This is a genomic window from Maribellus sp. YY47, assembly GCF_023111095.1.
Lineage (GTDB): Bacteria > Bacteroidota > Bacteroidia > Bacteroidales > Prolixibacteraceae > Draconibacterium.
In genome coordinates this window covers 12,468-31,529 of the sequence record NZ_JALGYW010000022.1, presented here as the reverse complement: position 1 = coordinate 31,529, position 19,062 = coordinate 12,468, and the positions used below count along the sequence as shown (strand labels likewise).

The 19,062-nt window shown below is 43.0% G+C and carries 19 protein-coding genes; 9 read left to right on the top strand and 10 right to left on the bottom strand.

Features of this window, described 5'->3' with window-relative positions; all coding sequences use genetic code 11:
- The first annotated feature begins 36 nt into the window (after positions 1-36).
- The gene (locus tag MR764_RS16370; RefSeq protein ID WP_247980523.1) at positions 37-1,299 is read left to right on the top strand and encodes an Nramp family divalent metal transporter; all 1,263 of its coding nucleotides are present in this window, start codon (positions 37-39) and stop codon (positions 1,297-1,299) included.
- Positions 1,300-1,437: 138 nt separating this feature from the next.
- On the opposite strand, the gene MR764_RS16365 is transcribed toward MR764_RS16370, so the two are convergent.
- Both MR764_RS16365 and MR764_RS16360 read right to left on the bottom strand, forming a co-directional pair.
- The gene (locus tag MR764_RS16365) at positions 1,438-1,950 is read right to left on the bottom strand and encodes a YbaK/EbsC family protein (RefSeq protein WP_247980522.1); all 513 of its coding nucleotides are present in this window, start codon (positions 1,948-1,950) and stop codon (positions 1,438-1,440) included.
- Positions 1,951-2,115: 165 nt separating this feature from the next.
- Positions 2,116-2,562, bottom strand: a complete 447-nt coding sequence (locus tag MR764_RS16360) for a Dps family protein (RefSeq protein WP_247980521.1) — start codon at positions 2,560-2,562, stop codon at positions 2,116-2,118.
- 99 nt (positions 2,563-2,661) lie between these two features.
- Here MR764_RS16360 and MR764_RS16355 point away from each other — a divergent pair, with 99 nt between their 5' ends.
- Complete coding sequence (locus MR764_RS16355) at positions 2,662-3,603, top strand: hydrogen peroxide-inducible genes activator (RefSeq protein ID WP_247980520.1); 942 nt, start codon at positions 2,662-2,664, stop codon at positions 3,601-3,603.
- Between the two features lie 68 nt (positions 3,604-3,671).
- Here the strand turns inward: MR764_RS16355 and MR764_RS16350 are convergent, their stop codons facing one another.
- Complete coding sequence (locus MR764_RS16350) at positions 3,672-4,034, bottom strand: hypothetical protein (protein ID WP_247980519.1); 363 nt, start codon at positions 4,032-4,034, stop codon at positions 3,672-3,674.
- A gap of 166 nt (positions 4,035-4,200) precedes the next feature.
- The gene (gene dnaK / locus MR764_RS16345; protein ID WP_247980518.1) at positions 4,201-6,120 is read right to left on the bottom strand and encodes a molecular chaperone DnaK; all 1,920 of its coding nucleotides are present in this window, start codon (positions 6,118-6,120) and stop codon (positions 4,201-4,203) included.
- 241 nt (positions 6,121-6,361) lie between these two features.
- Here dnaK and MR764_RS16340 point away from each other — a divergent pair, with 241 nt between their 5' ends.
- The gene (locus MR764_RS16340) at positions 6,362-7,471 is read left to right on the top strand and encodes a DUF5009 domain-containing protein (protein ID WP_247980517.1); all 1,110 of its coding nucleotides are present in this window, start codon (positions 6,362-6,364) and stop codon (positions 7,469-7,471) included.
- Here MR764_RS16340 and MR764_RS16335 read toward each other — a convergent pair.
- Entirely contained in the window at positions 7,468-8,763 is a 1,296-nt protein-coding gene (locus tag MR764_RS16335) for a hypothetical protein (protein ID WP_247980516.1), read from the bottom strand. The genes MR764_RS16340 and MR764_RS16335 overlap by 4 nt on opposite strands.
- Before the next feature lie 173 nt (positions 8,764-8,936).
- Here MR764_RS16335 and panB point away from each other — a divergent pair, with 173 nt between their 5' ends.
- Together panB and MR764_RS16325 are read left to right on the top strand one after the other, a co-directional pair.
- Positions 8,937-9,752, top strand: a complete 816-nt coding sequence (gene panB / locus MR764_RS16330) for a 3-methyl-2-oxobutanoate hydroxymethyltransferase (RefSeq protein WP_247980515.1) — start codon at positions 8,937-8,939, stop codon at positions 9,750-9,752.
- Between the two features lie 60 nt (positions 9,753-9,812).
- Complete coding sequence (locus MR764_RS16325; RefSeq protein ID WP_247980514.1) at positions 9,813-10,523, top strand: RNA pseudouridine synthase; 711 nt, start codon at positions 9,813-9,815, stop codon at positions 10,521-10,523.
- Here the strand turns inward: MR764_RS16325 and MR764_RS16320 are convergent.
- The 3 genes from MR764_RS16320 to MR764_RS16310 form a co-directional block, all read right to left on the bottom strand.
- Positions 10,501-10,983, bottom strand: a complete 483-nt coding sequence (locus MR764_RS16320) for a cytidine deaminase (RefSeq protein ID WP_247980513.1) — start codon at positions 10,981-10,983, stop codon at positions 10,501-10,503. The two genes, MR764_RS16325 and MR764_RS16320, sit on opposite strands and share 23 nt — an antisense overlap.
- 126 nt (positions 10,984-11,109) lie before the next feature.
- Positions 11,110-11,622 carry a threonine/serine exporter family protein gene (locus MR764_RS16315; RefSeq protein ID WP_247980512.1) on the bottom strand — a complete coding sequence of 171 codons (513 nt, stop codon included), beginning with the start codon at positions 11,620-11,622 and terminating at the stop codon, positions 11,110-11,112.
- A gap of 18 nt (positions 11,623-11,640) precedes the next feature.
- The gene (locus tag MR764_RS16310) at positions 11,641-12,411 is read right to left on the bottom strand and encodes a threonine/serine exporter family protein (RefSeq protein WP_247980511.1); all 771 of its coding nucleotides are present in this window, start codon (positions 12,409-12,411) and stop codon (positions 11,641-11,643) included.
- 257 nt (positions 12,412-12,668) lie between these two features.
- Between MR764_RS16310 and MR764_RS16305 the strand changes: the two genes are divergently transcribed.
- On the top strand, positions 12,669-13,592 hold the full coding sequence (locus MR764_RS16305) for a glucosaminidase domain-containing protein (RefSeq protein WP_247980510.1): 924 nt from the start codon (positions 12,669-12,671) through the stop codon (positions 13,590-13,592).
- A 16-nt stretch (positions 13,593-13,608) separates the two neighbouring features.
- Here the strand turns inward: MR764_RS16305 and MR764_RS16300 are convergent, their stop codons facing one another.
- Positions 13,609-13,968: a hypothetical protein gene (locus MR764_RS16300; protein ID WP_247980509.1), complete on the bottom strand. Its 360-nt coding sequence runs from the start codon at positions 13,966-13,968 to the stop codon at positions 13,609-13,611.
- Positions 13,961-14,542: an RNA polymerase sigma factor gene (locus MR764_RS16295; protein ID WP_247980508.1), complete on the bottom strand. Its 582-nt coding sequence runs from the start codon at positions 14,540-14,542 to the stop codon at positions 13,961-13,963. Before MR764_RS16295 ends, MR764_RS16300 begins: the two co-directional genes overlap by 8 nt.
- A 234-nt stretch (positions 14,543-14,776) precedes the next feature.
- Here MR764_RS16295 and tyrS point away from each other — a divergent pair, with 234 nt between their 5' ends.
- The 3 genes from tyrS to MR764_RS20385 all read left to right on the top strand — a co-directional run bounded on the left by tyrS (position 14,777) and on the right by MR764_RS20385 (position 18,571).
- On the top strand, positions 14,777-16,069 hold the full coding sequence (gene tyrS / locus MR764_RS16290) for a tyrosine--tRNA ligase (RefSeq protein WP_247980507.1): 1,293 nt from the start codon (positions 14,777-14,779) through the stop codon (positions 16,067-16,069).
- A gap of 79 nt (positions 16,070-16,148) precedes the next feature.
- Positions 16,149-17,096 (top strand): Wzz/FepE/Etk N-terminal domain-containing protein, encoded by a 948-nt coding sequence (locus tag MR764_RS16285; RefSeq protein ID WP_247980506.1) that lies wholly within the window; start codon positions 16,149-16,151, stop codon positions 17,094-17,096.
- Positions 17,097-17,209: 113 nt separating this feature from the next.
- Positions 17,210-18,571 carry an O-antigen ligase family protein gene (locus MR764_RS20385; protein ID WP_247980505.1) on the top strand — a complete coding sequence of 454 codons (1,362 nt, stop codon included), beginning with the start codon at positions 17,210-17,212 and terminating at the stop codon, positions 18,569-18,571.
- Positions 18,572-19,062 lie beyond the last annotated feature (491 nt).

The following is a 19,062-nucleotide window of genomic DNA, read 5'->3' as shown; positions in this document are numbered from 1 at the left end:
GTTATAATGGGTTAACTATAACGTTAATTTTAGAACATGTTTGAGGCATTAAAAAATATCGACAGAAAAGGATACAAAGCCAAATTCGGCGGACGGGGAATTTTTAAGTTTATTGGTCCGGGATTACTTGTGACGGTTGGTTTTATCGATCCGGGAAACTGGGCCTCCAACCTGGCTGCGGGAGCTAACTTTGGCTACTCGTTGTTGTGGATGGTGACACTGTCGACGCTTATGCTGATTGTGCTGCAACACAACGTTGCCCACCTGGGAATCGCAACCGGTCTTTGTCTTTCTGAAGCAGCCGCTATTTATGTGAAGAAAAGGCATGCCCGCTGGCTTTTGTCCTCAGCCATGCTGGCATCGGTATCGACCTCTCTGGCAGAAATTTTGGGCGGGGCAATTGCCGTCAACCTGCTGTTTGATATTCCGGTAAGAGCAGGCGCCCTTCTGGTTACTATTTTTGTATTTGTTATGCTATTTACCAACTCGTACCGGGTCATCGAAAAATGGATCATTGCCTTTGTTTCAGTAATTGGACTATCATTTTTGTACGAATTGTCGCTGGTGAATATCGACTGGAATGCTGCGGTAAAAGGCTGGGTAACTCCTTCGTTTCCTTCGGGATCGATGGTGATTATCATGAGTGTTTTAGGCGCGGTGGTTATGCCCCACAACCTGTTCCTTCATTCCGAAATTATTCAAAGCCGCCAGTGGAACCTGGAGGATGACAAAATCATTAAAAAGCAATTGAGGTACGAATATCTCGACACGCTTATTTCAATGGTCATTGGCTGGGCCATCAACAGTGCTATGATTATTCTGGCAGCCGCCACCTTCTTTCAAACCAAAACACCGGTCACTGAGCTCGAACAGGCAAATTCGCTGCTGGCACCTCTTCTTGGAAATCACGCAGCCGCAGTTTTTGCCGTCGCACTGTTATTTTCGGGAATTTCCTCCACCATCACTTCGGGGATGGCAGCCGGAACCATTTTTGCCGGGATGTACAAAGAACCATACGACATTCAGGATAACCACTCCAGACTGGGCGTGTCAATTTCTCTCCTTCTGGCACTAGGCATCATCTTTCTAATTTCAAACCCGTTTAACGGGCTCATCATTTCACAGATGTGTCTGAGTATTCAGCTCCCGTTTACCATATTTTTACAGGTTTATCTCACTTCATCCGAAAAAGTAATGGGCAAATACAAGAATTCCCCTTTTTCGAAAATCTTACTTTACGGTCTGGGAGCAATTGTTGCGGTTTTGAATATTGCGTTATTTGTGAGCATGTTTCATTAATTGAACATGTGCAAATCGATTAGAGGAGGATACTAAATCCCTTCTCTCCACTCTAAATATGGAAAAAACGGCAGTTGCGATCTTAAATCCCAAAGCCAACCAATTCATCCGGATACTTCGGCAACCGTAACCGGCAAATTAGTAATCGGATTGCCAACGTTCGCTGGGATCGCCCGGCATTGCAACTTCTTTGCGCGAGAAGCGGAAAACATGCGGTTTTACCAGTCGTTCGAAATCTTCATAATGCATCTGAATCATCTCGGTGTGGTTTCCGGCATTAAAGGCGATCATTTCTTCCTCGGCCAGCGATTGAGCCACATAAACATCCAAATCATAAAGATTTCCAAACGGAGGCATGGCTCCCACTTCACAATCGGGGAAGAAATATTTGAACTCTTCCTCGGTGGCAAGTGCTACTTTTTCTTTACCAAACACGTCCTGAAGCAATTCGAAATCTACTTTGTAACTGGCCGGTAAAACACACATCGCCAGGTTACGATCAACTTTAATCATTACCGTTTTAGCCACTTCCTTCCCCGAAATGTGGGTTTTCGCAGCAATCTCCTGTGCAGTGTAGGCACTGGAATGTCTGATTGTAACGTACCTGATGTTATTTTCATCGAGGTACGTTCTTAGTTTTTGCGCCGGCATTTTCGTCTAGTTTTAATTCATAAATCCTGTTTCCGTATCACTTAAAAAATAAGCTCATTGTAGAATAGATTTTACTTCCACCGAATCGGAAAGTTTCAGAATGGGGCAAAAAAATACCCCACCAAACGGTGAGGCACTTTTCCTTTTTATCTTGTCTTAAAACGTTTATGCCAGGTAGGCTTCCAACATCCAGATTCTTTTTTCGGTATGGCCGATCCATTCACTCATCATTCCTGCAGTTCCCTCATCACCGGCTTCGCTTGCTGTTGCCAGAATATCCTGAAAACTTTCGAGGAAAAAACGGTAGCTGTTCAGTACGGTTTCAACACCTTTCTTTCCGTCCGAAAGATTCGATACCTGTTCCAAGGTTGCCACTTTCAGGTAATCGCCAAAAGTATGTAACGGCTGTCCTCCCAGGGTTAAAATACGTTCTGCGATTTCATCAACAATCTCTGATGATTCGTTGTAGTACTCTTCGTATTTTGCATGAAGCTGGAAAAACATGGCGCCTTTTACATTCCAGTGCAATCCTCTCAGGTTCTGATAAAAGATTTGGTAATCTGCCAATAACTTGTTTAATTTCTCTACTGCGGGTTGATTTTTTGTTTTCATCTTATTTAATTTTTAGTATTTGATTTTTATTATTTACACAACAAATATACTATTAGCATTATTTATTATTTTTATAACTCCATTTTAAATACTTATAGAATGAACATCAATCAACTGGAATACCTGCGGGAATTATACAATGCGGGAAGTTTTTCTGCCGCTGCCGAAAACCTTGGGATTACGCAACCGGCGCTCAGTCTTCAGATTCAGAAACTGGAAGAAGAACTCGATTTTAAATTGATTGACCGCACCAAACGGCCGCTAAAGTTAACCGATGAAGGCACGGTGTTTTACGAAAAAACCGTCGATATCCTTCAGCAAATAGAGCGGCTGAAAGATTTGTCGCTCGAACTGGGCGAACAAATAAAAGGAAACCTCCGGGTGGGAATTATTCCTACGGTAGCACCGTACCTGGTTCCGCTGTTCACCCAAAAACTGAAAACCCATTACCCTGAACTTCAGATTGAAGTTTTTGAGTTAAAAACCGAGGAAATCATCGACGAGCTAAAAATGGGGAAACTGGATTGCGGCATTATTTCAACGCCTGTTTCCATGCTCAATATTCGCGTAGAGCCACTGTTTTACGAACGGTTTTATGCCTACGTTTCGGTAAAACATCCGCTTGCTGCGAGCGATAAACTGGATGTTGAGGAAGTGGATCTCAATGACATCTGGTACCTCGAAGAAGGCAACTGCTTTCAAAACCAGGTAAATTCGATCTGTAAAATCAACTACCAGAAAAAAACAGCCCAGCAGCTGGTTTACCGCAGCAGCTCGATTGAATCGCTTCGGCGAATTGTAGAAAACGAATGCGGCGTAACTTTTGTTCCCGAATTGGCCACCATCAACATTCCGGCCGAACAGGAAGAAATGATCAAGGAACTAAAGAAAGAAGAGCCGGCACGCGAAATTAGCATGGTAACTGTAAAAAAGCCGGCACGCGAGCGCCAGGTGATCGCCCTTCAGGATGTGATTCGCGAAAGTATTCCGAAGCGTATGCAGGAAAAACCGGAGGGCTGGATTGTGGATACAATGCTGTAAAAAAAGCCTCTTCGCAAGAAGAAGCTTTCAGTCAAATAAAAAATCATGCGATTGCCCCGAAACAATGATCAGTAAATTTCCTTGGTCATTCGTTCGGTTGCCGTCATATAGTAACGCGCAAAGTTTTCATCTTTCATAAAAACAGTCAATTGTTCACGCCAGCTTTCGGCTACTTCCGAAAGGTCGGCAATACCTTTTTGGGCCTCCAAATCTGCCGGATTGGCTCGAAAAGCTTTAATTACCGGAATAAATTCGTCCATCCAGTTTTCATAACGATCCATTAAGTGTTGTTGTTCGGCGCTCAACGGAAATTCAGTTTTGTCGTTTAATACTTTTGCCGACAATTTTTCGCCTGCAATGGCACTGGCTCCAATGGTCAGTCCCAGTTTTGTTAAAAATGCTCTTCTCGATTGTTCGTATTCGTTGCTCATTGCTCTGCTTTTTTAATCTATTTTTCACAAACAACTGTAGCGGAAGAAGGTTTATGCCAAACAGAAAAAAGCCCTTTGTCTTTCAACAAAAGGCTTTTCCAGAAGTTATTGTCGTTTCGTTGACGGTACAACTTCGGTTATACCATCAATTTCTATGAGTCAGTAATTATTTTACTTCTTCGAAATCTACATCGGTTACTTCGCCGTCGTTTTTGGGCTGGCCTTGAGCACCTCCTTCAGCATGAGGACCTCCTTGCGGACCACCTTGTTGCCCACCCTGAGCCTGAGAAGCATTGTACATTTCCTGCGATGCAGCCTGGAAAACCGTATTCAGTTCATTCATAGCAGCGTCGATGGCAGCCAGGTCTTTTTGACCATGTGCTTCTTTCAGCTTTTTCAGTGCGTCTTCGATCGGCTGTTTTTTGTCGGCCGGAATTTTATCACCATATTCTTTCAGTTGTTTTTCGGTTTGGAAAATCAAACTGTCAGCCTGGTTGATTTTGTCAGCCATTTCTTTCGCCTTTTTGTCAGCTTCGGCATTTGCTTCGGCTTCGGCTTTCATTCTCTTAATTTCGTCGTCGCTCAGGCCCGAAGAAGCTTCAATACGAATCGATTGCGATTTCCCGGTAGCTTTGTCTTTTGCATTCACATGCAGGATACCGTTGGCATCGATGTCGAAAGTAACTTCAATTTGCGGGATACCACGTGGTGACGGCGGAATTCCGTCGAGGTGGAATCTTCCGATTGTTTTATTGCCCGATGCAATCGGACGTTCGCCCTGCAATACATGAATTTCAACTGAAGGCTGATTATCGGCAGCCGTTGTAAAGGTTTCCGATTTCTTGGTTGGAATCGTTGTGTTGGCTTCAATCAGTTTGGTCATTACACCACCCATGGTTTCAATACCCAACGAAAGCGGAGTAACGTCCAGCAACAACACGTCTTTTACTTCACCGGTTAACACACCACCCTGAATGGCAGCACCTACAGCTACCACCTCATCCGGGTTAACGCCTTTTGAAGGTTCTTTTCCGAAGAATTCTTTTACTTTGGTCTGAATAGCAGGAATACGTGTTGAACCTCCTACCAAAATTACTTCGTCAATTTCGCTCGCCGAGATACCTGCATTTTTCAACGATTTACGGCAAGGCTCTATAATTGCATTGATCAAGCTGTCAGCCAACTGCTCAAATTTTGCACGGGTTAAGGTTTTTACCAAGTGTTTTGGAATACCATTCACCGGCATAATATAAGGCAGGTTGATCTCGGTTTGAGAAGAACTTGACAATTCGATTTTTGCTTTCTCTGCAGCTTCTTTCAAACGTTGCAGGGCCATTGGGTCCTTGCGCAAATCAATGCCTTCTTCGCTGATGAATTCTGCGGCCAGCCAGTCGATAATTACCTGGTCGAAATCGTCTCCACCCAGGTGAGTATCACCATCGGTAGATTTTACTTCAAATACACCGTCGCCCAGCTCCAAAATTGAAATATCGAAAGTACCACCACCAAGGTCGAATACTGCGATTTTCATGTCTTTGTGCATTTTGTCAAGACCGTATGCCAAAGATGCAGCAGTAGGCTCGTTGATGATACGACGAACTTTCAAGCCTGCAATTTCGCCGGCTTCTTTAGTCGCCTGACGCTGAGAATCATTAAAATAAGCAGGCACTGTAATTACTGCTTCGGTTACTTCCTGTCCGAGGTAATCTTCTGCCGTTTTCTTCATTTTCTGAAGCACCATGGCAGAAATTTCCTGGGGAGAATATTTCCGGTCGTCAATTTGAACACGCGGAGTATTATTGTCGCCTTTTACCACCTGGTACGGCACACGTGACACTTCTTTAGTTACGCGATCGAAGGTTTCACCCATAAAACGTTTGATCGAGAAAATCGTTTTTGTTGGGTTGGTAATTGCCTGACGTTTGGCAGGATCACCTACTTTACGCTCTCCGTTTTCTACAAACGCTACAATTGAAGGAGTCGTACGTTTTCCCTCGCTGTTGGGGATAACTACGGGTTCGTTTCCTTCCATCACCGAAACACACGAGTTGGTGGTTCCTAAGTCAATTCCGATTATTTTTCCCATTGTTATATGTTTTAATTTTTATTGTTCTCAAAAATTCCGCTTCTCATTAATCAATCACTGTGCCATCAGATTTTCGGGAAAAATCGGCGCAATACTGACACATTATTGATGAATATTGGCGTTCACCCTGTCAATCCCGATGACAAAACGACAGAATTACATCTCTTTTCGGTGATTCAGACCCGATCAACTTCTTCCTTTCAAAAGTTTTTATACATTCGTGGCACTTAAAACAACAATTATGACAACTAAACCTTTGAGAACAGCTCCCGATAAAAGGCTTCAATCACTCGACGCTTTACGTGGTTTCGATATGTTTTGGATAACCGGTGGCGGTTATCTGGTAAGTCTTCTCGCAAAAATGACCGGTGCCGAATGGCTCGGAAATCAGATGCATCATGTTGAATGGACCGGCTTTCATTTCGAAGACCTGATTTTTCCTCTATTTATGTTTATTGCCGGTGTGGCTGTTCCGTTTTCGGTTGGGAGCAAACTCGAAAAAAACGTACCTAAACGACGACTTTTTCTTAAAATATTTAAGCGTTTACTCCTTCTGATTACACTGGGAATCCTATACAATGGCGTATTTAAAAACGGTTTTACTGATGGAAGAATTGCCAGTGTTCTGGGGCAAATCGGGATCGGCTATTTCTTTGCCGCATTAATTTATTTGTATTTCCCGGCGCTAAAAAGCCGGATCATTTGGCTGGCAGGCATCCTGGTGGGTTTTGGTGTCATTCAACTTTTGATCCCCGTTCCCGGAGTAGGTGCAGGTGTTCTTACTCCCGAAGGTTGTATCAACGGTTACATAGACCGTTTGTTTTTACCGGGACGCTTATACGGAGGAGTGTTTGATCCGGAAGGAATTCTCTGCAGCTTATCGGCAACAGGAGTTACACTGATGGGAACCATTGCCGGTAACATTCTTCGGAGCAGGAAAACTACCGACTGGCAAAAAATTGGTTACATGGCAGCAACGGGTGCAGCTTTAATCGTTCTTGCCCTGTTGTTTTCAACCTTCTACCCGATCATCAAAAAATGTTGGACTTCAACATTTAACATGCTAACCGGAGGAATCGGTTTTATTTTGATGGCCTTGTTTTTTATGATTATCGACCACTGGAAATTTAGCAGATGGGCCTTTTATTTTAAGGTAATCGGTATGAACTCGATCTTTGTGTATCTGTTTACCCATATTATCGACGTAGAAAACCTTACCGCATATTTTGTGGGCTGGATTGTAAATCCCATGGGTGAGGCCGGTACGCTTGCAATGGCAATATCAACCTTAGCTGTTGTGTGGCTACTGTTGTATTACATGTACAAAAAGAATATCTTTTTACGGGTCTAATAAGCACTTCGGTAAATACCAAGGCTAAACTCGGGGCCGGGCACCATAAATTGTTCTCCGTCGGTGATACGCCATGAGAAATCGAGACGAACGCGTGATTTCGAACTCAACTGGGAAAAATACCCCAGGTAGGGAACGAAATTATGACTTAGCGTACCAACATTTTCGAAGCCGTTCAATTCGATACCGGGAACATATTTTACACCGAAATTAAACCGGCTTTTGAGTTTACTGTAATAACTCCAGCCCACGTTAACTTCGGCTGTCATCCAGTCTGAATTTTTGTAGCGGTTGTAATTCAAATTGGCAGTAAAATTCCGGTTCCAGCTTACGTTTTTGTAACGGGCATCTTCGTACTGAACATAGCCTCCCCAAATAAAATCGGGTTCCTGGTTGTAGTATTTAAAAAAAGGTCCCATTTCAAAACGTTTGCCTTCGTATCGCGGATCGAACTCAGCATAGGACCAGTCAGCATTCATTGCTTCTGCTGGTTCGAGCAGAAATTTGCCGTTCAGGAATTTTTGGATTGCCTCCATTTCCTTTCCGGTGTCGTGCCCTTGTTTATAATCCCGTTCGTTTTTAAGCTGGGCGATGATTTGGGCAAACTGTGCAATTTCATAATCCGAGAAAACACGTCCCGGATAATATTTTTCCAATAAATAGTGTGCAGTCATCAGGTGATTCATCGGACTTAAACGCCCGATTCCAAATCCACCGCGCGCCTGGAATCCGTAGCGAAACCGATCTTCTGTCCGGGTTCGGTCTATATCGCTCACAACTCCCATCGAATCAATACTTGTACCGTCGAGACTCTGGCGGAAAACTTCGTAAAGCCCCCAACCCGAAATTTCGAAAGCAGTGTAATTCTTTGCGTCGTAATAATAGCGGTATTTATAATTAAGATTGGCAGAAGTTCTTAATCCATACAAATACTGATCGGCTTCCGAATTACTGACTTTGGAACTGTCGATCCAGTTTCCATAGGCTCCGAAGGGACCAAGATCGACTGAAAGATTCAATTCATCCTGCCGGTAATCCCTGATGTCCCAAAAAGAATTTTCGATTTTATATCCTCCGTTCAACGAGGTTTGATCTTCAAAAAAACGCGAAACATCGGTCCGCAATTCCTCGCGGTCCTTCCCCACCTGAAAAATCCATCCGGTATTCAGTTCCCGTTTTTTAAACGACACTACTTCGTTATTGACATCTTGTGCATTCGCCATAAACGACGGAATTAAAAAGAAGAAAGCAGTTGTGATAAAACCTGTTAGCCGGAAGCGTGGATTTTTCATTGTTTGTTTTTCATGAAGTAAGTAGCGCAAAGAAAATAAACCTTGCTGAATATTGCACTACCCTCCGGTTAATAAACGTTAACAGAAAACGAATCAATTACGATAAAAGTTGCGACTTTTGCGCAAGCCAAAAGCTTTGTCTAATTTTGTAGTCTAATTTGAAAAAAACAGATATGTCAATACATAACGAAATACGCCGAGTAACCACCCATCGCTTATCTGAAATGAAACTGCGCGGTGAAAAAATATCGATGTTAACCGCCTACGATTACAGTATGGCTCAACTGGTGGATGAAGCCGGAATTGATGTTATTTTAGTGGGAGACTCGGCTTCGAACGTAATGGCCGGGCACACAACTACCCTGCCGATTACATTGAACGAAATGATTTACCACGGAGCATCGGTAGTTCGTGCTGTAAACCGGGCGCTGGTGGTTGTCGATCTTCCATTCGGAACCTACCAGGGAAATTCGCGCGAAGCATTGCATTCGGCCATCCGTATTATGAAAGAAACAGCTGCTGATGCGGTGAAGCTCGAAGGAGGTGAAGAAGTGCTGGAATCGGTAAAACGTATTTTGTCTGCCGGCATTCCGGTGATGGGACACCTTGGGCTTATGCCTCAATCGATCCATAAATTTGGCACCTACACGGTAAGAGCCAAAGAAGAAGCTGAAGCCGAAAAACTGCTAAAAGATTCGTTATTGCTGGAAGATGCCGGTTGCTTTGGAATTGTCCTGGAGAAAATCCCCGCCTCGCTGGGAGAAAAGGTAGCGCAGGAACTAAAAATTCCGGTTATCGGAATTGGCGCTGGTGGAGGTGTGGACGGACAGGTACTGGTTTTGCACGATGTGCTGGGAATTACGCAACAATTTTCTCCCCGCTTTTTGAGACGATATCATAACTTGGCGGCAGAAATTAAAGGTGCGGTGGGCAATTACATCAACGACGTGAAATCAAGAGATTTTCCCAACGAAAAAGAACAGTATTAGTTCAGTGTTTAAAGTAAAATAAGATCATAGTTTGTGGCTCTCAGCTCATAGTGTCTAATCATGAAAGTAATCTACGAGGATAACCATATCATTGCCGTCAACAAAGCCTGTGGCGAAGTCGTCCAAAGCGACAAAACAGGCGATGCGACGGTAATGGATACCGTAAAAGCCTACCTGAAAGAGAAGTATAACAAACCCGGAAATGTATACCTGGGGCTTCCGCATCGTTTAGACCGCCCAACCAGTGGAATTCTTATTCTGGCCAAAACCAGTAAAGTGTTGCCGCGCCTGAACAAATTGTTCCAAACCCGTGGTGAAGTAAAAAAGGTGTACTGGGCAGTGGTTGATAAACGCCCTCCGAAATACGAAGATACACTGGAGCATTACCTGGTTAAAAACCAGGAACAAAACAGAAGTTATGCGTACACTGAACCAGGGGAGGGTACAAAACTGGCCAGGCTCACGTACCGCCATGTTGCCAGCATCGAACGGTACCATTTGCTGGAAATAGAACTGCACACCGGCCGTCACCACCAGATTCGTGTGCAGCTAAAACAACTGGGATTGCACATAAAAGGCGATTTAAAATATGGATTTCCGCGTTCGAACACCGACAAGGGAATTCATTTACATGCGCGAAAAGTGGAATTAATGCACCCTGTCAAAAATGAAATACTAACGATAATTGCTGATCCTCCCAACGATCCGGTTTGGAACGAATTCATCAACCTTTTCCACGCCGGACGATTTAGTCCAGTGCAACCGGTTTAAACGCCAGAGGCAACAGACTGTCGGCTCCGTTTAATACCTGTATTCCGTTTTTCCCGTCAAGAATAATACGAATGGGCTTTTTGAACCGGAACTCCGTTTCAACCATAACCTGGCGGCAAGAGCCACAAGGCTGGGCAGGCTCTTCCAAAAATCCGTTTTTGTTTTTTGCGGTGATGGCAATTGCTTTCACAGCTGTTCCGGGGTATGTAGCATGCGCATAAAACAAGGCCACCCTTTCAGCGCATAAACCATCAGTAAAATCGGCATTCTCCTGATTGTTCCCCGCAACAATTTCGCCGTTTTCCAGCAAAACAGCTGCGCCAACATTAAAATGCGAATACGGCGCGTAAGCATTTTCTGCAGCGGTACGCGCTTTCTCCAGTAGTTTCTGCTCCAGATCAGGAAGTTCTTCAATACGATCATATTCCTGAATAAGAATTTTGAGTTCTTTAATCCTCATCCTGCATATTTTGTTCAAATGTAACATTAAAAAAACAAAATGCTGAGGAAAAAGATTTAACCATAAACCAGCTTCTATGGGCAACAGATAACCGAAAGCTCTGAAAAGAAAGGTACTACGAATGTTTTATTTGGATTTTAATTCGTCGCGCTTGATCCGAACTACCAGGTTCTTTGCCGATTCCCTTCTGGAAATAAGCATTGGCGCAGAAACACCCAACGAAAGTGCGGCCAGCACAAAGAAGGCTTTCAATCCGTTATCAACGGTTTCTTCCAGTAATTTCAGAAAGGTGTCGTGATTAATTTTTTCGGTTAAATGAATTACTCCGAGCATGGCCCGATAAGCAAATGCGCCCGGAACCATAGGAATAACAGCAGGTATGGCCAACACAAAAGGCGGAGTGTGTCGTTGATGTGCAGCCACAATACTTGCAAAGCCCACCAAAACCGCTCCGAAGAATGAGCCTAGAATAATTCCGCCTCCTGCACCAATCACCACAAACTTAAGGGTACCGCCAAAGGCTCCCAGCAGAAATATAGTTAACAGGGTTCTTTTGGGAACATTGAAAAGAACGGCAAATCCAATGGCACCCATACCCAGCCAAAACCAACGATCAACAATATGTAACCACTCTTGCATAACCAATCCTTTTACTTTTTATATACCGTATATTAAAACTGCTCCCAACATTCCCAATGCAATGGCGAACGAAATCATCAATCCGTTTAGTCCCCGCACAATACCATTCATAATATTCCCGTCGAGTAAATCGGAAAGTGAGTTGATCAGCGGAATTCCGGGAATTAAATAAAGTACCGATGTTGCAAATGCATATTCCGGGTTCGGGCCAATCTTCATTTTTAGCGCCAAACCGGCAATCATTGACGAGACAAACGCAGCAAAGAATATCGCCAGATAAGGATTAAATGCCTTTTTCACAGCCTCCTGGCGAACGTACAAACCGATGAAAGTAGCTACAAAGGTTACCAGTAGTTCGAGGTAAACTCCACCAAACACGCGGCAGAATCCGGCACCAGCTGCCGAAACCATCGCCAAAACCAGAATTCGCGGGTAATGCGACAGTGATTTTAAACGCTCAAGCTCATTTTTCACCTGATCGATCTCCCATTTTTCCTGCACAATCCGCCAACTCATACGACTTATTCCGCTCACCATCCGAAAGTTCACACCATGAGGCGAAGTTCGTTTTAAACGGCTAAAGAAGAAATCCGTTTCTTCGTCGTAAATCGTCATCATTAATGCACGGTGTGTAATCAGCAAGTCGACATCGTATCCAAATGCGCCGGCAATCCGGCTGATGGTAATACGGATCCTCGAAGAGTTCGCCCCCGAACTCATCAGTAAAGAACCGACTTCCAAGAGCACTTTGCTCAACTCATTCACTTTCTCTTCGTCTGTAAGGCCCATCTATTTCGAATTTGAAACCGCGAAATAAGTTAAAACAAAATGACCACAAGAAAAAGTCGCCCGTTTATTTTCGTCCTTCAAGAAAGCTTAAAGTTCCAACATCATGAATTCGGTTCTCATAAAAAAAGAGAATCCCCGAAATCATCTCAATAAATTATGCTTACTCACGTTAGTTTGTTTATAAATTCTAAATCGATCGGTAAGAAAATCCAATAACTGCATCTATTTTTAAGCGAAATTATTTGAAGCATTTGGCCATGAAATATAACCTATTGACATTTTTACTACTTCTTTTCTCATTTTCAAGCTTTTCTCAAAAGATAACCCGCGAGGAATACATCAATCGCTACCAGTTACTGGCCATTGAAGAAATGAACAGAAGCGGTATTCCTGCCAGTATTACCATGGCACAGGGAATCCTGGAATCGGGAAGCGGAAACAGTGAACTGTCGAAGAGTTCGAACAACCATTTTGGGATAAAATGCAAAACGGGCTGGAAGGGGAAAAAGGTTTATTATGACGATGACCACAAAAATGAATGTTTCCGGAAATACACTTCGGTGGAGGAATCGTACATCGATCACACCAACTTTTTGATGGACAATCCGCGTTATGCTTTTCTGTTTCAACTGGAACACACCGACTATAAAGGTTGGGCCAGGGGACTTAAAAAAGCGGGGTATGCAACGGCACACGATTACGATAAACGTTTGATTAAGATCATTGAAGATCACAAGCTTCATCGGCTCGATCTTAAAATGACGCTAAACGCAATGTCCAGTTTTGAGCAAAAAAGCATGGGAAACCAAGACATATCCAACACCCTTACAGTTAATGCATTCCAATCGCACAAAGTCATAAAAATGAACCAGATAAAAGCGGTTGTTGCCCGCCAGGGTGATACCTATGAAATGCTGGCCCAGGAATTTGGACTAAATGACTGGGAATTGTACAAATTCAACGATCAACGTCCGGGCTATCGTCCGCTCGCCAACGAGATCGTTTACATTCAAGCCAAAAAAAGCAAATCGAAAGGAAAAACTACGCACCGGGTAGAGGCAGGCGAAAGCATGCATTACATTTCGCAGGTGTATGGCATTAAACTAAAATCGTTGTGCAAAAGAAACCGCATGAATTCGGGACAAATGCCACAGGTGGGGCAAATAATTAAACTACGGTAGAATATTGAGATAAGACTCAATGTTGCGACAATTTGTATGAAAAATAACGCAACAGAACCCTGTCGACAAACAAAATAAATACCACGAGTATATTAAGGCCTGCCACCCAGCTGACATTGTAAAGCAGAAAACTCCACCATGCCTGCCAGTTCACATCCAGCCAGATTAGTGCAATGCCGGCAGACAACGCGGCAATTCCGAAAATAGCTGCCAGGTAAATAAAAAATTCGCGGATGTACTGATTCCACGCAAACCTGCGCGCCATTTTATTGGCCACGGTTTCAGCAAAACGGTCAGATAAAAAGAAGTCGGGTTCTTCCCGAAGTACTTCTCCAAGTAGTTTTTCCGAATCAGTAAATTTCTTAGTGTCAGACATAATCTGCAAATATATTGGTTTGTTCCAATCGGGCAATTTTATCGATCTTGCCCTTTAGCATCATACGGGCGCGGTTCAGGTAACTTTTTATTGTTCCTTCGGGCATTCCCGTTATTTCAACAATCTCGCGGTACGAAAACTCTTCCAAATGATACAGAGTAAGCACTGTTCGGTAATGTACCGGCAAGGTTTCGATGAGCTTCAGCAGATGTCGTTTTATTTCTTCTGTTTCCACCGCTTTCTGGTTGGGTGCCGGATCGGCTTCCATCCCAATCAGTTTCGGTTCCTCGCTATACGACAACTCTCCTCTCCTGCTTTTCTTTCTCAAATGCGTAATGGCCGTATTGTAAGCAATAGTGGCAATCCATGTCGACAATTTTGACTCGTTCCTGAATTTATTCAACGTTTTGAAAACTTTGATAAACACCTCCTGGCAAATGTCCTCCACCTCATCTTGCTGCTGAACAATACGCCCAACTACATGAACAACCAGCCGCTGATATTTCGATACCAGGAACCGAAATGCATTGCTGTTCCCGTTTAAAACCTGCTGAACCAGTTGACTGTCTTCCATACTATTTCATCAGACTGGGCAAGATATGAAAAGGTTGCAATTATTTTTGAAGAAACCTGCATTTTTGTTTTCCGCTTATTTTCCCGTCGTTTACAGCTGCATTTTATATATTTGCGCAAATTTTAATCACACGATTTTTACTGAAGGTTAACAACGACCTTTAAACATATAAATCAAGCGGTTTAAATTTATTTTGAATGTAAATCTGGTAGTAACAACAATATTTTAAATCAAATGAATTTTGTAGAAGAGCTGAAATGGAGAGGCATGTTGCACGATATAATGCCCGGAACGGAAGAACAATTGCTAAAAGAAACCACCAGTGCGTATGTGGGAATCGATCCAACAGCCGACTCGCTGCACATCGGTCACCTGGTTGGGGTAATGATGCTGAAACATTTTCAGATTGCCGGCCACCAACCCATTGCTCTTGTTGGAGGTGCTACCGGAATGATTGGCGATCCATCGGGCAAATCGCAGGAAAGAAACCTGCTTGATGAACCGACTCTACGTCACAACCAGGAATGCATCAAAAAACAGCTGGCCCGTTTTCTTGATTTTGAAAGTGGAGAAAAGAACCAGGCGCTTTTGGTCAACAATTACGACTGGATGAAAAACTTTACCTTCCTCGATTTTATCCGTGATGTAGGTAAGCGGATTACCGTAAACTACATGATGGCAAAAGACAGTGTGAAGAAACGTCTCGGAGAAGAATCCAAATCAGGAATGTCGTTCACCGAATTTACCTACCAGCTCGTTCAGGGATACGATTTCTATCATTTATATAAAAACCATGGCTGCCGACTGCAGATGGGAGGTTCCGATCAGTGGGGAAATATTACGACCGGAACGGAACTGATCCGCAGAATGGACGGAGGCGAAGCTTTTGCCATGACCTGCCCGCTGATTACTAAAGCCGATGGTGCCAAATTTGGAAAAACCGAATCGGGGAATGTTTGGCTTGATGCCGAACGTACTTCGCCCTATGCATTTTACCAGTTCTGGCTCAACACTTCGGATGAAGACGCCGAACGCTACATTAAAATATTTACACTGCTTTCGAAAGAAGAAATTTCGACACTCGTTGCAGAGCATAAAGAAGCTCCTCACCAGAGAAACCTTCAGAAAAAACTGGCCGAAGAAGTGACCACAATGGTTCACTCGCGCGAAGATTACGAAATGGCAGTTGAAGCCTCTCAAATCCTTTTTGGAAATGGAACGGCAGATCAATTGCGTAAACTGAATGAAAGTACTTTCCTTGCTGTATTTGAAGGCGTACCTCAATTTCAGGTCAGCAAAACCGAACTGGAATCAGGTATTAACGTTATCGATCTTTTAGCTGAAAAAACCGACGTTTTCCCATCGAAAGGAGAATTAAGAAGAACAATTCAGGGGAACGGACTCAGCATAAACAAAGAAAAAATTACTGATCCGGATGCAGTGATCAATGCTGAATATCTGATTGGAGGAAAATATATTCTTGCTCAAAAGGGAAAGAAAAATTATTACCTGGTCATCGCCGGATAAAAAAGGTAAAAACAATTGGGCAAATACTAAAAACCGTTTGGTTTCGTTGAAAATACACGATCAAACTGAAACCACCTTTATGGATAATTTTTTTGACAACCAGCGAATTCTGGAAATTATCTGGAAACGCAGAGTGCATTTTGTAATCATCGGAATTATTGCGGTTCTGTTGTCTGCTGTTTTTTCCGGCCCCATTTTTATTCGACCCAAGTACAAGTCGGTTGCCCGGCTGTATCCGACCAACACCTTGCAACTGAGTAATGAGTCGGAAACCGAACAAATGATTGAGGTGCTGAACTCAAACGACATTAAGTTTAAGATGTTTGAGGTCTTCCATCTTTCTGACGTTTATGAAATCAGCAAAGAAGATCCGAATTTCATCACGTATATGCTCGACAGGTACGATGAGAATGTCTCGGTAAACAAAACCGAATTTGAAACCGCTGAAATAAAGGTATTGGATTACGAGCCTCAGCGTGCTTCCGACATGTGCGATTCGATCATTAAATTTTACAACAAGAAAGTTCGTTCGTTGTATAAAACTTCAGACAAAGAAATGGTGGTTATCACCCAAAATCAATTAAAAAAAAGATACAAGGAGCTCTCCGCTGTTGAAAAACAACTCGACAGCCTCAGGACAGCAACGGGAATCATCAGTTTCAAAGAACAGGTGCCCGAACTTACCCGAGGCTATATGACTGCGCTGGCAAACGGCAGAGGTAATGCACCTGACACAAAGAAGATCGACCAGCTGTACAATAACTTTTCGAAAGAGGGAGCAAAAGCAGAACTTCTTGAAGCCAGATACAACCGCACTTTATTGGTGATTGATTCGTTGACAATTTTACACGACATGCATTTAAGCGAATATGAAAAAAATATCACACATTGTCAGGTGGTTCAATCTCCCTTTCCGGCCGATAAAAAATCATACCCGGTGCGTTGGCTGATTGTACTGCTGTCGACAGTTTCAGCGGTATTTCTCGGATTATTGGTATTTCTGGTGCTCGATTACCGAAAAGAATAATACCGGTGTTCAAAAGCAACCAAATAAGAATTTCCTTTTTTTACCTCATCTCGGTTGGCTTTATCTTGTTGAACCTTTGGTTGGTGGTAAACAAGCACATGCTGTATTTAAACGTGCTTCCATTAGTATTCCTGCTGTTGCTCGTTGCTGTTTATTCCTTTGACAAGATTATCTACCTCATCGTATTTTTTACTCCGCTATCGATCCCCCTCCGGAAACTTATTCCCGGATTTGGATTTGACATGGACCTGCCCACCGAACCCTTAATTTTTGGGCTCTTAATTGTTTTTTTGCTTAAAGTACTACAGAAGCGGAAATTTGATAAAAAAATATTTTGGCACCCGGTGTCGCTGGCTGTTTATCTGAATTTGTTCTGGATACTGGTCACCAGTATCACCAGCACTATGCCACTGGTCTCGTTTAAGTTTCTGTTGATGAGAATCTGGTTTGTGGCGATATTCTATTTCCTTACCGCTAAACTCTTCTCGCAAGGCAAGCATATGGAAAAATATGTTTGGCTGTATGTGGTGCCGTTTATGGGAGTAATTTTTTATGCAACATTTCGCCATCTGGGCTATGGATTATGGGATAAACAGGCGGCTCATTTTGTAGTTGCACCGTTCTACAACGACCACACTTCGTACGGAGCTTCCCTTGCCTTCTATTTGCCCTTTTTACTGATGTTTGTGCTCGATAAAAGTCTGGAAAAAAAATGGCGTACATTTGCAACGTTTGCTTTTTTAGTGGTGCTGATGGGGTTTATCCTTTCATACAGCCGGGCCGCTTGGTTGAGCCTGGTGGCATCAATCGGACTGTGGTTTATTTTACTCTTAAAGATCAGGTTCAAAACCATTCTTATTACCGTGTTCTCTGCTGCTCTGATTTTTTTTACGTTTCAACAACAGATACTGATGAAGCTGGAGCAAAACTCTCACGAGTCGTCTGCCAATTTAGGCACACACATTTCATCGATGTCGAATATCTCGTCTGATGCATCAAACCTGGAACGTATTAACCGCTGGAGTTGCGCCATAAGAATGTTCGAGGACAAACCCGTTTTGGGATTTGGCCCGGGAACCTATATGTTTCAATATGCCCCCTACCAGCTAACCAAAGACCGCACCATTATCAGTACCAATGCTGCGGACGGGGGAAATGCGCACAGCGAATACCTGGGACCGTTGTCCGAATCGGGCTTATTGGGATTACTCACCTTTTTGCTGATTCTAGGTACGATAACTTACACCGCTATAACCACTTATTCCAGAGCAGCCGATCCGAGATTAAAAAAGATTGTTTTGGTCGCTTTTCTGGGGCTGGTCACCTATTATTTACACGGATTTTTGAATAACTTCCTGGACACCGACAAGCTTTCTGTTCCCTTCTGGGGTTTTACCGCCATGATTGTTGCCATTGATATAATCTCTCGAAAACAGGCAAAACCTGCAGAAACAGATTCTCCTGCCATTCGCTAGCAGTGCATTATTTTAATAATTCTGTTACGATATCGTTGTTCAGGCAAAGGAATTCCCTGAAATTAAACAAAAAGATAAGCTCGCCTGCTCTAATTTTCAAGTAATTTATTGAACGTCAGAACCAACTATTATGTAAATAATGTTTTGAAAAAATGTTACCATTGAGATTTATTCAAAAAGAAAGGGCAGTTCAACAACTGCCCTTTAAAATGTTAACCCCCAAACACACAATAGGTCAGAACGACCTATGACACAAATCTAAATAAAAATGGATTCTACACAAAGTTTTTTCTCACTTTTTTTTAGATTTTCCCATACATTTTTGGCTTAAAATAATTCCAGATCAATAGATTGCTTCCTTTTGTTGCCAGCGACGATGCGCTGTCATACTTTTACTCTTTCAAAAAAGGGTTAGCCACAAATTTGATCCGGGGAAAAAGAAAAAGAAATAAAGAGATTTGCTTTGTTTGGGGTAAAAAGTTATTCTACCT